The organism is Agrobacterium pusense (assembly GCF_900102105.1).
Classification (GTDB): domain Bacteria; phylum Pseudomonadota; class Alphaproteobacteria; order Rhizobiales; family Rhizobiaceae; genus Agrobacterium; species Agrobacterium pusense.
Genome location: NZ_FNBB01000008.1, coordinates 194,923 through 207,236, shown reverse-complemented (window position 1 = coordinate 207,236; position 12,314 = coordinate 194,923). Strand labels below are relative to the sequence as shown.

15 protein-coding genes are annotated in these 12,314 nt (G+C 59.9%); 5 read left to right on the top strand and 10 right to left on the bottom strand.

What is annotated here, in order from left to right; translation table 11 throughout:
- Positions 1 to 69: 69 nt before the first annotated feature.
- Positions 70 to 1,629 carry a VOC family protein gene (locus BLU28_RS18360; protein WP_077987758.1) on the bottom strand — a complete coding sequence of 520 codons (1,560 nt, stop codon included), beginning with the start codon at positions 1,627 to 1,629 and terminating at the stop codon, positions 70 to 72.
- Positions 1,630 to 1,917: 288 nt separating this feature from the next.
- On the opposite strand from BLU28_RS18360, the gene BLU28_RS18355 reads away from it, so the two are divergent.
- From BLU28_RS18355 to BLU28_RS18345, 3 genes are all read left to right on the top strand, one after another.
- Positions 1,918 to 2,961, top strand: a complete 1,044-nt coding sequence (locus BLU28_RS18355) for an ABC transporter substrate-binding protein (RefSeq protein ID WP_077987759.1) — start codon at positions 1,918 to 1,920, stop codon at positions 2,959 to 2,961.
- Between the two features lie 247 nt (positions 2,962 to 3,208).
- Positions 3,209 to 3,997, top strand: a complete 789-nt coding sequence (locus tag BLU28_RS18350) for an ABC transporter ATP-binding protein (RefSeq protein WP_004440947.1) — start codon at positions 3,209 to 3,211, stop codon at positions 3,995 to 3,997.
- Positions 3,994 to 4,812: an ABC transporter permease gene (locus tag BLU28_RS18345; RefSeq protein WP_037088925.1), complete on the top strand. Its 819-nt coding sequence runs from the start codon at positions 3,994 to 3,996 to the stop codon at positions 4,810 to 4,812. The genes BLU28_RS18350 and BLU28_RS18345 overlap by 4 nt, the downstream gene beginning before the upstream one ends.
- Before the next feature lie 183 nt (positions 4,813 to 4,995).
- Here the strand turns inward: BLU28_RS18345 and BLU28_RS18340 are convergent, their stop codons facing one another.
- The 9 genes from BLU28_RS18340 to BLU28_RS18300 all read right to left on the bottom strand — a co-directional run bounded on the left by BLU28_RS18340 (position 4,996) and on the right by BLU28_RS18300 (position 10,925).
- Entirely contained in the window at positions 4,996 to 5,682 is a 687-nt protein-coding gene (locus BLU28_RS18340) for a ZinT family metal-binding protein (protein WP_004440952.1), read from the bottom strand.
- 157 nt (positions 5,683 to 5,839) lie between these two features.
- Positions 5,840 to 6,661 carry a mechanosensitive ion channel family protein gene (locus BLU28_RS18335; RefSeq protein ID WP_004440955.1) on the bottom strand — a complete coding sequence of 274 codons (822 nt, stop codon included), beginning with the start codon at positions 6,659 to 6,661 and terminating at the stop codon, positions 5,840 to 5,842.
- Between the two features lie 76 nt (positions 6,662 to 6,737).
- A complete protein-coding gene (locus tag BLU28_RS18330; RefSeq protein WP_004440958.1) occupies positions 6,738 to 7,256 on the bottom strand; it encodes a tyrosine phosphatase family protein in 519 nt (172 codons plus the stop codon).
- Positions 7,253 to 7,876 carry a YfbR-like 5'-deoxynucleotidase gene (locus BLU28_RS18325; RefSeq protein ID WP_006699404.1) on the bottom strand — a complete coding sequence of 208 codons (624 nt, stop codon included), beginning with the start codon at positions 7,874 to 7,876 and terminating at the stop codon, positions 7,253 to 7,255. The genes BLU28_RS18330 and BLU28_RS18325 overlap by 4 nt, the downstream gene beginning before the upstream one ends.
- A gap of 2 nt (positions 7,877 to 7,878) precedes the next feature.
- Entirely contained in the window at positions 7,879 to 8,727 is an 849-nt protein-coding gene (gene ygfZ / locus BLU28_RS18320; protein ID WP_077987760.1) for a CAF17-like 4Fe-4S cluster assembly/insertion protein YgfZ, read from the bottom strand.
- A gap of 119 nt (positions 8,728 to 8,846) precedes the next feature.
- Positions 8,847 to 9,614, bottom strand: coding sequence for a hypothetical protein (locus BLU28_RS18315; protein ID WP_004440964.1), 768 nt, complete (start codon positions 9,612 to 9,614; stop codon positions 8,847 to 8,849).
- Positions 9,615 to 9,628: 14 nt separating this feature from the next.
- Positions 9,629 to 9,886: a hypothetical protein gene (locus tag BLU28_RS18310; RefSeq protein WP_003501987.1), complete on the bottom strand. Its 258-nt coding sequence runs from the start codon at positions 9,884 to 9,886 to the stop codon at positions 9,629 to 9,631.
- A 105-nt stretch (positions 9,887 to 9,991) separates the two neighbouring features.
- Positions 9,992 to 10,426, bottom strand: a complete 435-nt coding sequence (locus BLU28_RS18305; RefSeq protein WP_037088929.1) for a TIGR02301 family protein — start codon at positions 10,424 to 10,426, stop codon at positions 9,992 to 9,994.
- Positions 10,427 to 10,508: 82 nt separating this feature from the next.
- Positions 10,509 to 10,925, bottom strand: coding sequence for an NUDIX hydrolase (locus BLU28_RS18300; RefSeq protein WP_077987761.1), 417 nt, complete (start codon positions 10,923 to 10,925; stop codon positions 10,509 to 10,511).
- A 108-nt stretch (positions 10,926 to 11,033) separates the two neighbouring features.
- Here BLU28_RS18300 and BLU28_RS18295 point away from each other — a divergent pair, with 108 nt between their 5' ends.
- Positions 11,034 to 11,357, top strand: coding sequence for a YnfA family protein (locus BLU28_RS18295; protein ID WP_035210145.1), 324 nt, complete (start codon positions 11,034 to 11,036; stop codon positions 11,355 to 11,357).
- Positions 11,358 to 11,367: 10 nt separating this feature from the next.
- Positions 11,368 to 12,129 carry an SOS response-associated peptidase gene (locus BLU28_RS18290; RefSeq protein ID WP_035210144.1) on the top strand — a complete coding sequence of 254 codons (762 nt, stop codon included), beginning with the start codon at positions 11,368 to 11,370 and terminating at the stop codon, positions 12,127 to 12,129.
- Positions 12,130 to 12,314 lie beyond the last annotated feature (185 nt).

Genomic DNA, 12,314 nt, shown 5'->3' with positions numbered 1-12,314 from the left:
AGACCACTTTCTTCCCTGGGCGAGAAGAAATGGGCGGCATCCGCTCGGCTTATGCGCATCCCCCGAAAATCAGGGAACATCCGCCAGCCAGCGCCGCGCCACTTCGATATCCGTGAGTCCGAGTTCGTGCCCGTCCTCCAGCGTTTCCACCTCAACCCTTGCGCCGTTTGCCGCAAGCCTGTCCTGCAGCACGCTCGCCCCGTCGCGGTATTTGTCGCGTTCTCCCGCAACAAGCAGGAAGCTGCGGCCGGAAAGATCACTCTCCGGCCATGTTTCGAGAACAGGCATCGGGCGGTACAGCAGGGCGTCCCCGGCAAGCTCCGGATAAAGCGCGGCAAAGGCCGCATAGAAGTTCGCCCCATTGGAATGGCCGATAAACCGCAGTTTCGAACGATCGAGCCCATAGGAGCGGATTGCCCCTTCCACGAATGCGGCGAAGGCTTCCGCTTCCGAGACGATATCCTTCTGGTCGAAGCTGAAATCGGGATAACGCCGGAACCACCGGGCAATCCCTTCTTCCGTACTGCGGCCGCGGACGCCGAGAAGCGTTGCGCCCGGTGCTGCCCGGTGCGCCAGCGGCATCAGGCTTGTTTCACTTCCGCCGGAACCGTGCAGCAGAATCATGGTGCTGCCATCAGGCTCTTCGGGCGTGTAGAAACGGTGTACGAAGGGCAGGTCGCGATAGACGATGCGCTCTTCGCCAGGCATCGCAAATTGCGGCAGGGCGACACGCACGTCCGCCTCATCCTTCATGAAGAGCGGCGGGATGAACAGTTTTTCGCCGAGCGATTCCAGCGGTTCGTCCACCGTCATACCCGGCCCGTCGGTCGCCATTTCGATCAATACCCCGCCCGGTTCGCGGACGTAGAGCGAATGGAAATATTTACGGTCATGGGCGTTGGTGGTGCTGGAGTTCAGTGATTTCAGCCCGGTTAGAACCGAGTTCAACTCATCCATGTCTTTTGCGCGGAAGGCTATGTGATCCACCGTGCCGGTGCCCGGCGCGCTGGACCAGAAGCCCGTGGCGTCGCGCACATCGATAATGTCGCCGCTATCGGAAACGAGCCGGCGAATTGCGCCCGTCTGGCTTACCTGCCTATATCCGAAGTGTTTTTCGAGAAAAGCCACGGTTTCTTCCGGCACTTCGCTCAGCACGGTTGCACCGTAGATGCGGCGAATGGCGTCATCTTCGGTAATGTCTTTCGTCACGTGCGGCGTGGCGTCGTCAAACGCCTGAGTGCCGACCAGCTTGACGATCAGGCCGTCAGGGTCTTTCAGCCGAATGACGGGCTCGCCGAATTCGTCGGAGGGACCTTCCGCCCGGATGCCGAATTTCAGCGCCCGCGTCAGCCAGAAGCCGATCGCGGCAGGATCGATCGCCACGGAAATTTCCAGTGTCTGGCCATAACCCACACGGCCTTGGCCACCGTCCTCCCACACCAGAAAAGTCAGCAGGGAACCGGGCGAGGCGATATCATCGCCGTAGAGCAGATGAAGCTGCATGGCGTCTTCGAAGCCCGCCGTGCGTTTGGCCAGCCGCATGCCCAGAAAGCCGGCGTAAAAATCCACATTCGCCTGCACCTTTCGGGTGATCATCGTGATGTGGTGTATGCCCAGTGCAGAATTCATCTTGCCCCCGCTGTAGCCGCCTGCTGTTCGTGGCCTATTTGTCTCACGCTGCCCCTGATCCGCAACCCCGGCAAATGAGAACGCTGTGTTCTCTGCGTGAACGATGCTGCTCTCGCTTCGTTGCATGCGCGATGTGCAGAATGCCGGCTTTTTGCCTGGCTCGCGAGTAATTGTGCATATAAAATAAGCATACAAAATAACGGCTATTTTGTATGCAATTTTGTCTTGCCTTGGAGGTCGGAATTGGGTCTTATGCAACCAATCCAACAAAACCATCAGGGGGAACAGATGATTTTAACGCGCAGGTTGTTGACCAGAGCTCTGGCCATTAGCGCCATCGGTGTATCCGCCGGCTTTTCGCTGCCAGCGGGGGAGGCGCGGGCAGAAACGCCGGTGAAATTCACGCTCGACTGGAAGTTCGAAGGTCCGGCCGCCGGTTTCCTGCTGGCACTCGACAAGGGGTACTTCAAGGCCGAGGGCCTCGACGTCACCATCGACAGCGGCAACGGCTCGGTCGAAGCCATTCCGCGTGTCGCGACCGGCGCCTACCAGATGGGTTTCGGCGACATCAACTCGGTGATGAAGTTCCTCGATGAGGATCCGAGCCAGAAGGTCAAGGCCGTCTATATGGTTTATGAGCGGCCCACTTTTGCCGTTGTTGGCCGCAAGTCGCTTGGCGTCACCGGCGATCCCAAATCGCTGGAAGGCAAGAAGCTCGGCGCCCCGCCGCCGGATGGCGCTTTTGCGCAATGGCCGGCTTTCAAGCAGGTCGCCGGTCTCGATGACAGCAAGATCAAGATCGAATCGATCGGTTTCCCGGTGCGTGAGCCGATGCTCGCCAAGGGTGATGTCGATGCCGTTTTCGGTTTTGCCTTTTCGGTGATCCTCAATCTCAAGAAGCAGGGCATCGGTGACGATGATATCTCGACCATTCTGATGGCCGAGCACGGCTTGAATCTCTATGGCAATGCAGTGCTGGTAAACACTGATTTCGCTGAGAAAAACCCTGAAGCGGTGAAAGGTTTCCTGAAAGCGCTGGCCAAGGGCTTTGCTGATTCCGTCAAGAACCCCGAAGAGGGCGTGGCTGCTGTTCTCAAGCGCAACGAGACACTCGACAGCGCCATTGAGCTTGAACGCCTAAACATGGCCAACAGCATGAACATCAAGACGCCCTATGTGGTGGAAAACGGCATGGGCGGCGTCGAGCCAAGCCGGCTTGCCGCCTCGCTGGAGACGCTCAAGGTGTCCATGGGCCTGAAGGGCAACGTCAAGGCGGAGCAGGTCTTCGACGCGACCTACCTGCCGGCCAAGGCAGAACGCATGCTTCCCTGATGGGTAAAATGAGTGGGTGCCGCAGGTTTCTTCTCCCCGCCGGGGAGAAGTCCGCGGTAGCGGGATGAGGAGGCAAGCTCTCGGTCTACCGCTGACGTTTCCCCCTCATCCGCCCCTTCGGGCCACCTTCCCCCCCTCGGGGAGAAGAAACAAGCGGCAACGCCGGGTATGGCCGGCAGCCTAAGGAATTGCGGCGGGAGTAACGAAGGCCATAAGCGCCCGTTCCAGCCTGAAAATGGGGATCGCGATGTCACATCTCGTGGAAATAGATAATGTCGACATGCGCTACGGCGGGTCGGCCGGCACGCTGGCCGTCTCCGGCTTGAACCTGACGGTCGACAAGGGTGAATTCGCGGCCGTGGTCGGCCCGTCTGGCTGCGGTAAGTCGACCCTGATGAAACTGGTGACGGGGCTGCATATTCCGCAGAAGGGCAATGTCATCGTCGCCGGACGGCAGGTCACGGAGCCGGTTTCCATTGTCGGCATGGCGTTTCAGAACCCGACGATGCTGCCCTGGCGCACGACGCTCGAAAATATCCTGCTGCCACTGGAGATCGTCGAAAAACATCGCCGTCGTCTGCGCGCCCACAAGGCGGAATATGTCGCGAAAGCCGAGCGACTTCTGGAAATCGTCGGCCTCAAAGGTTTTGGCTCGAAGTATCCGTGGCAGCTTTCCGGCGGCATGCAGCAGCGCGCCAATCTTTGCCGTGCGCTGATTCACGAACCGGAACTGCTGATGCTGGACGAACCTTTCGGTGCGCTCGATGCCTTCACCCGCGAGGAATTGTGGTGCGTCATACGCGACCTGCACGCCGCGCAGCGCGTCACGATCATCCTGGTGACCCACGATCTGCGCGAGGCGACATTTCTGGCCGACAAGATTTTCGTGATGAGTGCGAGGCCGGGCCGGGTGCTCGCCGAACACCGCGTGCCATTTGCACGCCCGCGCCAGCTCGACATCATGTATGACAAGGGTTTTAACGACATGGTGCAGGAACTGCATGGCGAAATCGCGCAGGCGAGGGTGGCGGCATGAGCGCGATCGTGGAAAGCACCGTGGCGGCCGAACCGCCGAAGCCGCTGATTGCCCGCGTCAACTGGGTGAAAGCCGCTCCCTGGCTTTATACGCTGGCGCTCTTCGTGGTGTGGGAACTGCTCGTCCATGCGCTGAAAATGCCGCCCACGATCCTGCCATCCCCGGTAAGGGTGGGCCAGGCCATCATGCAATATTGGTCGCCGATCTGGAAAAACTCGCTGCAGACACTTTATACGACGACGCTGGGCTTTGCCCTTGCCGTGGTCGCCGGTCTTGCTATTGGCCTGTTCATTGGCTGGTCGAAAACCATCTATGCCGGGCTTTATCCGCTGATGATCGGTTTCAACGCCATCCCCAAGGTGGCGCTGGTGCCCATCCTCGTCATCTGGTTCGGCATCGGCACGGTTCCCGCCGTTCTGACAGCCTTTTTGATCTCCTTCTTCCCGATCGTCGTTAATGTGGCGACCGGGCTTGCCACCATTGAGCCGGAAACCGAAGACGTGCTGCGGGCGCTCGGTGCCAAGAAGATGGACATCATGTTGAAGGTCGGAATTCCGCGGTCCATGCCCTATTTCTTCGGCTCGCTCAAAATCGCCATCACGCTCGCCTTCGTCGGCTCGGTCGTCTCGGAAACCGTCGCCTCCAATTATGGCCTCGGCAACATGATGAGTTCGGCGCAGAGCCAGTTCAATGTGCCGCTGGTCTTTGCCGGCCTGCTGATGCTCGCGGTGGAAGGCATCGTCATGTATGCCATCATGGCCTGGCTCGAAAAGCGCATGACGGGCTGGGCGCATCGCTCCACCATGGGGCAGTGAATCTTTCTTCTTCCCCCAGGGAAACGGTGGCCCAAAGGGCCAGATCAGGGGGCGACGGCAGAGATATGCGGAGAGCTTGCCTCCTCAACCCGCTGCCGCGACCTTCTCCCCGGCGGGGAGAAGGCGAAAGACGTGTTTGCTCGGCATTCCTCACGCTCCGGAAAGCCGCGAGCCTGCTATAGTTCAATGCGCCGCCATTTCCTTGACGATATCGGCGCCGTCCATCAGGAACGGATAATACGTTGGCCAATTGGTCACTTCGTCCAGCAATGCCTTGCGGTCGTTGCCCCAATAGAGATGGTAATGGCCGGCCTTGACCGGGGCGATGGAGTGATCGCTGAACTGAATGAATTGCGGTGCGGCCTCATCGCCGCCGGTTTTCTTGAAGATGTAGCGGACCCCACGATTGCCCTTCTTGTAGGTCAGGATTTCGTGGCCGTCGCTGACATAGGTGCCTTCAGCGGGTTTGCCATCTTTATAAAACGCCACGCTGTCGCTCTTGATGACGATACGGTTCACGTCAGTCTTGTAGCCGACCTCGTAGTAGGCGCGGTATTCGGCGGCCGTCTTGTCGCCATGAGCCGCCTTTTCCGCCATGACGGGATCGAGCGAGCCGTTCAGCAGGTAGGGATAAACGGATTGCCAGTCGCCTTCCCAATCGGAAAGTGTGCGTGGTTTCACCTGGGCATCCTCGAAATAACCCTTGTAGATCTGCTTTTCAGCTTCGGTCATCTGATGGCCGTGATCGTGCCCGTGCTCATGGCTGTGGGCTGCGGATTTGTCGCCACCGGCAGCCATTGCCGTGGTCGCCGCCAACAGCATGGAACCAAGTGCGACAGCGCCGGTGAGGCGGGTGATTGTCTTCTGCATTGTTTCGGCTCTCTCCTAAGACAAGTTACGTAATAACATTACGTATGAAGCTATAGAGATCGCATCAGCCGGATGCAAGTGCGCTACAGGGCGAGGCAACGAAAAAGCGCGACGGCTCTTGCAGCCATCGCGCTTGCAGCAAAATGGGGGTGACGTCTCAGGCCGGCTGTGCGCTCACTTCCGCCTTACGCTCGTCGAACGCGAGTTTCATCGCTTTCGTCACATCGCGGGTCGTCGCGAAATAGCTGTCGCTACGCACCCAGTAACGCAACTTGACGGTGGCGCTGTCGGCGCTCACAGAATCGACAAAGGTGACAGGGGCTGGGTCAAGCAGCACCCGGCTTTCCGAGCGTACGACATTCATCAGCATGTCCTGCGCAGCGGCGAGATTCTCATCGTTTTTCACCGTCAGGCTCAATTCGTGACGGCGAGAAGGAAAGCGGCTGAAATTGGTGATCGGCACGTTCCAGAGCGTCGAGTTGGGCGCCAGACGGTAAAGGCCGTCGCTGGTCTTCAGCTCGGTCGCAAACAGCCCGATCTCGATGATCGTCCCGCTGACGCTGCTGGTTTCGATATATTCCCCGACCCGGAAGGGACGCAGCACCAGCAGCATGATGCCGGCGGCAATGTTCTGCAGCGTTCCCTGCAGCGCGAGGCCAATGGCAAGACCGGCGGCGCCGAGGGCCGCCAGAATGGAGGCCGTCTGCACCCCGAATTGGCCCAGCACCATCACGATGACGAGAATGAGGACGACATAACGAATGGCGCCCGCGAAGAATCCGGCGAGCGTCGCATCGAAGCCGCGAATGCGCGACAGGCCCTGAAAGGCCCAGCGTTGAAGAAAGGCAGCGGCCAGCCAGCCGACGATTAACAGCAGAAGTGCACCGATCACCGAAAAGGAATATTGCACCGCCAGTGCGCTCGCCTGTCTTACGGCCGCTTGCGATGCGACAATGATATCCGTTGCCTGTTGTTCCATGAATCGTCCCGTGATTTTATTTGCGTTCAGGGTTGGTAACGACTGCGTTCCGAAGGGGTTCCGCCAAAACCGGTTGTCAACTGCGAAGTGGCAGCACGAAAGGCACATTGCCATCTGTGTCCGCGCCCCTGCCAATCGCCTTGATAGCCGCCTCCAGACGACCCTTCCGGCCGAGCAGCCGGTCGCCGATGGCGATGATGCGGGCATTCGGAGTGGCATAGGGCGAGGCGGCGCGCAGACGCAGCGCAAGTTCAGTCTCATCCTGATCAGGGTAAAGACTGAGCGCGGCGATGACGGCAGCCGCAGGCGAGCGCGAAACGCCCATCCAGCAATGGATAAGCAACGGGGCCGTCTGATCCCATTCATGCGCGAACTCGATGAGCTTCAGCACATGCGCATCGTCAGGGGCGATAAGATTGCCGGTGCCCTTGAAGGAGATGTCGTTCATCGCAAGCGTCAGATGCCGTTCGGCGGCAATAACCGCGGGGCGGTGAAATGTCTGCTCCCTGGCGATCAATGTCACCATTTCCCGGGCCTTGTGCTTCACGGCCATTTCCGCGATCCGTCCGAGCGGTGAAACCACGATGGCCGTCATTTGGCACCCCCGGGGTTCGTCCCGCGCATGGCCTCGATGGCCTCAAAACGCTGGATGAACAGCTTTTGCGCTTCCGTGGAGGGAAGCGGCGTGATGTCGAACATGTCGCGGGTAATACCGCGTGGCAGGCCGAAAAATTTTTGCGCCTCGGCCGTGGAAAAACCGGCAAGCTCCGTCGCCTCGAAAAAGGCGGCGACCGTGTCGGCCTTCTTGATGCGGTCCTTCAATTCGCGCGATGCATGCGGCGGCAGGCCGAAGCGCAGATGCACGGCGGCCTCAAGCCGCTTTTCCACAGTCTTGTAACCGCCGCCGACCACGGATTTGAACGGAGAGATCATGTCGCCGATCACATATTCCGGCGCGTCGTGCAGAAGCGCCATCTGCATTTCATCGGGGGTCGCGGCCGTGCACATGCGGCAGAAGATCGTCTCGACGATGAGGCAGTGCTGAGCGACTGAAAAGGCGTGGTCGCCACGCGTCTGGCCGTTCCAGCGGGCAACGCGGGCAAGCCCATGGGCAATATCGGCGATTTCCACGTCGAGCGGCGAAGGGTCGAGCAGATCGAGCCGCCGTCCGGACAGCATGCGCTGCCAGGCGCGCGGGCCTTTGACGGAGGCCACCTCTATTCCTCCGCCTGTGCCGCCGGATCGGCCGCCGGGAAGGAAAGACCGCTCCAGGCGGGCAGGGCAACGGCGACGGGAACAGTTTCCGCGAGAAGCGGCGTGCCGGACGCGAGCGCCGCGGCAATGCGGTCGATGCGCACGATGGCGAGTGCCTTGTTGCCGCAGACGGTGCCGAGCGTACCGACGGATTTGCCCTGTGCGGTAATGTCCACGCCGCTGCCGGGGAGGGCGTCCTGCGCTGAAACAAGGACAACACGCCGCCTTGCCGTGCCGCGATGTTTCATGCGCGATACAACTTCCTGGCCGACAAAGCAGCCCTTCTTGAATGACACTCCGTCGTTCACATCCATCAGCACGTCATGCGGAAAGGCATCCTGCAGCGCATAGTCGCGGCCAGCTTCGGCAATGCCGTATTCGACACGCAGCACATCATAGACGGCTGCGTCGCCAGCGGCAGTTGCGCCCGGAACGCGGAATAGATCGAGACCCGCCTTGGCGAAACGCCCGTCCCTTAACGCCGGCTGAGGTGCCTGTTCCCCCCAGAAAACGCTCACACCTTCGGCGGCTTCCGCTTTCAGATCGACGGGAGCTCGCAGCTTGTACATCGTCAGGCGGCGCAACAGCGCTTCCTGTTCGGAAGCGGTGATCTCGATGAGATAGTCCGTTCCGTCGCGCGCGATGAGGAAATCGAACAGGATCTTGCCCTGAGGGGTCAGAAGGGCGCAGGCGCGGGCTTCCCCTTCAGGCAGATGCTCCACATCGGTAGTAATGAGATTGTTGAGAAACTCCTCGGCGCCGGTGCCGGAAACCCGGATCAGGCGGCGGTCGGCAAGAAAAGCGGAAGGCATGGCGTCACCGTTCGGTTCGTCGAGACTATGCGTCTGGGCAACAGCACATGTACCGGTGCCGGACGCTCATTCCGCACAGTTAGGATTTTTGCAAAAGAACGGCAAGCGCCGGGATAGGATCAATCGCCGGCGGTGAAGAACTTCCACTTGCCATCAGGCGAGATGCCGATGCGATAGAAGCTGTAATTGCCGTATTCCTGCATATCCGCAAGGTCGCCGGCGGTGATGATGCGCAGCAGTTCCACTTTTTCCGGCGGCGTCAGCGTGTTGAGCGGCTTTCCGGCGAAATAGGGGAAAACATAGGCTTCGTCCGGCGTGCCGGCATCAATATGGGCGTAACCGGTCGACAGGAGGTCGATGATGATCGCCAGCACTTCCAGCCCGTCGGTATCTCCTGAATAGCTTTTCAGCGCTGCGATCGGGTCTTCGCCGTCATTGCCGTCGATGCGGAACTCTTTCTGGCCGGCAGCGATGAATGGCCGCAACTTTTCAATATCGCCCGTCGCTGCCGCGTCGATGATCTGTTGGCGCAGCTTGCGTACGGCTTCCGGTGCCTTGGAAATATCGTGTTCGATGACCACTGACATTTCGGGGGTATTGTCCGGCTTGGAGGATTGCTGGTTCGTCTGGGCGGCAGATCGGTCGACCAGAGGGTCGGGCAGGGGGATGCCTTCCGAATCGCCCTCGATTTCGTCCGGCTCGGCGGGCGCGGTCTGCTCAGGCTGTTCGCCCTTCTGAGCCTGTGGCTCGCCTTCGTTGTTCTGGGCCGGCTTCAGCTCGGAAAGCGCAAAGGCTTGGCCCGGCAGGCCAATCGACCCGGCGGTCAGAGCGAGCACGATGGATAGCAGGGCGGAAGAGCGCAAAAGCCCCTTGCTCAGGCAAGACATGATAGACCCCGGCTTTACTGTATCACCCGCTGCGGAGAAAATTCGCCTTGAAGCATGCGCTGACGCAGCGATTCCAGCATTGCTTCCGCGCCAGCCTCGCCGTGGATCCGGATGGTTTCGCGCATGGCCAGAGCGATTGCAGCATCGGCGATGATCTCCGGCTCGATGCCGTCGGCCATGCCGTCAGCCCATGCCTCGTTCTGGTGTTCCAGAGCGACCTGCATCTTTTCATGCACGATCATATCGTCGATTTCGTTACGGCTTGTCTGCATTTTTCATCCTCGACAGGGCGGGCAAGTCCTTACCACCCTGTTAACAACACTAGCAGCCTTTTATCAAAACGGCACGGGCTGCGGCGAAAAGAGGTTAATAATCCTCTAATTTCCGAACCTGGACGCGATTTCCTGAGCGAGTGTTGCCCCTTCGTTACGGTAGTTCTCTTCTGCCATGATGGCGGCGCGTGTGCAACTGGTGTGGATGGCCGCAAAGGAGCGGTATCCACGGTTGAATGCAGCCGTCATGCGCTGACGTCGTTCAGGTTCGTTGGCCGTGTCCGCAGCCAGAAGGTCGCCCATCGATTTGCGCCAGTCCTCCGGTCCGGAAGAAGGGCACAGCGTTCTCAGATATTGCACCGCACCCAATATTTCCGACAGCCGTGCCAGCTTGTCGTCATAGGGCGCGGGTTTGGGAGGTGCCGTTTCCGCAGGACGTGCCTCGGATGCTGCCTTGGAAGGCTGCGCGTAAACGGCGCCGTTTTGCCCGGTCGGCAGCATGGTCAGGAAAAGAGACAGGAAAATGGTTGGTCGTATCAAAATTTTATTCTGCCCCACACATACTCGTGAACATCCGGCGGGCGGACGGGTCTAGATAATCGCGATTCTGTCCTGCTGGCAATCATGCTAGCAGCCGCTCGGCGCATTCCACCACGCTTTCTGGGGCCGGCAGCCGGCGGATTTCCGCAAGCGTGTACCAGCCTGCGTCCGCTGCGTCATCACCGACGGTCACAAGCGGATCGGCATCCGTTTCCACGGTGAAGACGGAGAGCAAAAAATGGCTCGTCAGGGTCCCATTTGCATCGTGCGAGGGAAGATCGTAGGTCGCGAAAAGTTGCGGATGGCGTGCGACAATGCCGGTTTCCTCGTGCAGTTCACGTAGCGCCGTCTCGGCCGGTGTTTCGCCTTCCTCGGCCCGTCCGCCGGGAAAGGCGAACATGTCCTTCGAGGGCGGATTGATGCGGCGCACGAGCAAAAGCCGGTCGCCATTTCTGACGATGGCGGAGGAGGCGAGGCGGGGCTTGATACGAACGGTCATGTAAGGTTTCGCGTGTCTCGGTCGGACGGTCTGGAAAAATCGATTCCGGTTTCTGCGCCGATGTTATAGTCCAGAATCGGTTCGATTGTGCAGGCAGAAGACGGTGGAATGAAGATCTATCTTATCTATGCGTTGGCGGCTCTTGCCGAAATTGCCGGCTGTTTTTCCTTCTGGGCCTGGCTGAAACTTGGCAGAACGGCGTGGATATTGTTGCCGGGCATGTTGTCGCTGGCCGCCTTTGCCTGGCTCCTGACGCTGGTGCCAGCGGAGGCCGCAGGCAGGGCGTATGCCGCTTATGGCGGCATCTATATCGCCGCTTCGCTTTTGTGGCTCTGGGGCGTCGAGGGCCACGCGCCGGACAAATGGGATATCGCCGGCGGTGCCGTTTGTCTCGCAGGGGCCGCCATCATCCTGTTCGGGCCGCGGGGTTGAGGAGAAACATATGTGCGGACGTTTCGTCCTGAAAGCGACGCCGGAAGAGATTGCCGATTATCTTGACCTGATCGGGCTAGAGGATTTCCCCGCCCGCTTCAATATCGCGCCCACGCAGCCGATATTGATTGTCATGGAGGGTGAACGGCAGGAGCGCGGCAGCAACCTGCCCAATCGCCGGGCAGTGCTGGTTCGGTGGGGTTTCCTGCCCGGATGGGTCAAGGACCCGAAGGATTTTCCGCTGCTCATCAACGCCCGTTCGGAAACGGCAATCGGCAAGGCCTCCTTCCGCGCCGCCATGCGCCATCGCCGTGTGCTCGTGCCTGCGACCGGCTTTTATGAATGGCGACGTCCGCCGAAGGAAGAGGGCGGCAAACCCCAGCCCTATTTCATTCGCCCGAAGAAAGGCGGCATCGTCGCCTTCGCCGGTCTCATGGAGACATGGTCTTCGGCCGATGGTTCGGAGGTCGATACCGGCGTTATCCTCACCACGGCCGCCAATGCCGCCATCGCGCGCATTCACGACCGCATGCCCGTTGTCATCGCGCCTGAGGATTTCAGCCGTTGGCTCGACTGCAAGACCCAGGAACCACGCGAGGTCGCGGATCTGATGCGGCCGGTTCAGGATGATTTCTTTGAGATGATTCCCGTCTCGGACAAGGTCAACAAGGTCGCCAATGTCGGCGCCGATCTCATCGAGCCAGTGCCGGAAAGCGTGCCGCTGGCAAAGATCAAACCGGCGAAGGACGAGGGGCAGATGTCGCTGTTTTGACGTCTTTGCGCAGCGTGTGAGGCTGGTTATCTAAGCTCTGACATTGCCGCCAATTCTTCTCCCCGAGGGGGAGAAGGTGGCCGAAGGGTCGGATGAGGGGCTACGGCAGAGATATACGGTGGACTTGCCCCTCATCCCGCTGCCGCGGGCTTCTCCCCGGCGGGAAGAAGAACAAGCCTCATCCG

Bases quoted from the DNA above. Each gene is read 5' to 3' on its own strand.
- BLU28_RS18360 (WP_077987758.1), bottom strand. From the start codon at position 1,629: ATGAATTCTGCACTGGGCATACACCACATCACGATGATCACCCGAAAG.
- BLU28_RS18355 (WP_077987759.1), top strand. From the start codon at position 1,918: ATGATTTTAACGCGCAGGTTGTTGACCAGAGCTCTGGCCATTAGCGCC.
- BLU28_RS18350 (WP_004440947.1), top strand. From the start codon at position 3,209: ATGTCACATCTCGTGGAAATAGATAATGTCGACATGCGCTACGGCGGG.
- BLU28_RS18345 (WP_037088925.1), top strand. From the start codon at position 3,994: ATGAGCGCGATCGTGGAAAGCACCGTGGCGGCCGAACCGCCGAAGCCG.
- BLU28_RS18340 (WP_004440952.1), bottom strand. From the start codon at position 5,682: ATGCAGAAGACAATCACCCGCCTCACCGGCGCTGTCGCACTTGGTTCC.
- BLU28_RS18335 (WP_004440955.1), bottom strand. From the start codon at position 6,661: ATGGAACAACAGGCAACGGATATCATTGTCGCATCGCAAGCGGCCGTA.
- BLU28_RS18330 (WP_004440958.1), bottom strand. From the start codon at position 7,256: ATGACGGCCATCGTGGTTTCACCGCTCGGACGGATCGCGGAAATGGCC.
- ygfZ (WP_077987760.1), bottom strand. From the start codon at position 8,727: ATGCCTTCCGCTTTTCTTGCCGACCGCCGCCTGATCCGGGTTTCCGGC.
- BLU28_RS18315 (WP_004440964.1), bottom strand. From the start codon at position 9,614: ATGTCTTGCCTGAGCAAGGGGCTTTTGCGCTCTTCCGCCCTGCTATCC.
- BLU28_RS18310 (WP_003501987.1), bottom strand. From the start codon at position 9,886: ATGCAGACAAGCCGTAACGAAATCGACGATATGATCGTGCATGAAAAG.
- BLU28_RS18300 (WP_077987761.1), bottom strand. From the start codon at position 10,925: ATGACCGTTCGTATCAAGCCCCGCCTCGCCTCCTCCGCCATCGTCAGA.
- BLU28_RS18295 (WP_035210145.1), top strand. From the start codon at position 11,034: ATGAAGATCTATCTTATCTATGCGTTGGCGGCTCTTGCCGAAATTGCC.
- BLU28_RS18290 (WP_035210144.1), top strand. From the start codon at position 11,368: ATGTGCGGACGTTTCGTCCTGAAAGCGACGCCGGAAGAGATTGCCGAT.